Below are 1,231 nucleotides of genomic sequence, written 5' to 3'. Positions count from 1 at the left end.
GGTGAGGTCAATGGGTCGGTGCAACATCCCAGGTAGAACTGCTGCTGGAGGTGTTGCTGGGTGGCGAGAATCGGGCGTCCGGGGCTGTCGGACGAGCAAAAGCGTGAAGTGTGGCGACGGTGGCGGGACGGGCAGTCGCTGAGCGAGATCGGGCGTGCGCTGGGCAAGGTGCCCGGGTCGATCCACGGAGTGGTCGCGGCGAACGGCGGATTCGTCCCGGCGGCCAGGACCCGATCGGCCGGAGTGCTGTCGCTGGCGGAGCGGGAGGAGATCTCCCGGGGTCTGGCCGCTGGCGACTCCTTCCGGGCGATCGCGGGCCGGATGGGGCGGGCACCGTCCACGGTCAGCCGCGAGGTGGGACGTCACGGCGGGCGTGAGAAGTACCGGGCCGCTCACGCGGACGAAGGGGCCTGGGGCAATGCCCGGCGCCCGAAGTCCTGTTTGCTGCAACAGAGTCCGGCCCTGCGGGACACGGTCGCGGGCAAGCTGAAGGAAGACTGGTCGCCGCGTCAGATCGCAGGCTGGCTCGCCCGCGCCTTCGCGCCCGAGGACGGTATGTACGTGTCTCACGAGACGATCTACAAGAGCTTGTTCATCCAGGCCCGAGGCGTACTGAAGAAGGAGCTCGTCTCCCATCTGCGCCGCCGGCGCACGATGCGCCGCTCGAAGAACGCCTCCACCGCAGGTCAGCAGCGAGGCTGCATCCGTGACGCGGTCTCCATCCGCGAGCGTCCGGCCGAGGCCGAGGACCGGGCTGTTCCCGGCCACTGGGAAGGCGACCTGATCACCGGTGCGAAGAACAGTCATATTGCGACACTGGTCGAACGGCACTCCCGCTATGTCATGCTCGTCCGGGTCGCAGGCAAGGACACCACCAGTGTGATCTCCGCACTGAGTCATCAAGTCCGGTATCTGCCCGATGGGTTGATGACTTCACTGACCTGGGACCGGGGTACTGAGCTGGCCGACCACAAGCGGTTCACGATGGCCACCGACGTCAAGGTCTACTTCGCCGATCCGAAAAGCCCCTGGCAGCGGGGATCGAATGAGAACACCAACGGACTCCTCCGCCAGTACTTTCCCAAGGGAACCGACCTGTCCGGATATACCCAGGCCGAATTGGATGCCGTCGCCCTCAAGCTGAACACCCGCCCCCGGCAGACCCTCGGGTTCGAAACTCCCGCTGATAGGCTCGCGGCAGCTGTTGCATCAACCGGTTGACTCCACCGCC

General features: G+C 66.2%; 1 protein-coding gene. It reads left to right on the top strand.

What is annotated here, in order from left to right:
* Positions 1-60: 60 nt before the first annotated feature.
* Complete coding sequence (locus ORI94_RS35195) at positions 61-1,221, top strand: IS30 family transposase (protein ID WP_266083183.1); 1,161 nt, start codon at positions 61-63, stop codon at positions 1,219-1,221.
* The last annotated feature ends 10 nt before the right edge of the window (positions 1,222-1,231 follow it).

Source organism: Streptomyces sp. NEAU-W12, from assembly GCF_026242095.1.
In the GTDB taxonomy this organism is placed as follows: domain Bacteria; phylum Actinomycetota; class Actinomycetes; order Streptomycetales; family Streptomycetaceae; genus Streptomyces.
Note: the sequence above shows the minus strand (reverse complement) of the source record. Positions and strands in the feature narration are given on the sequence as shown.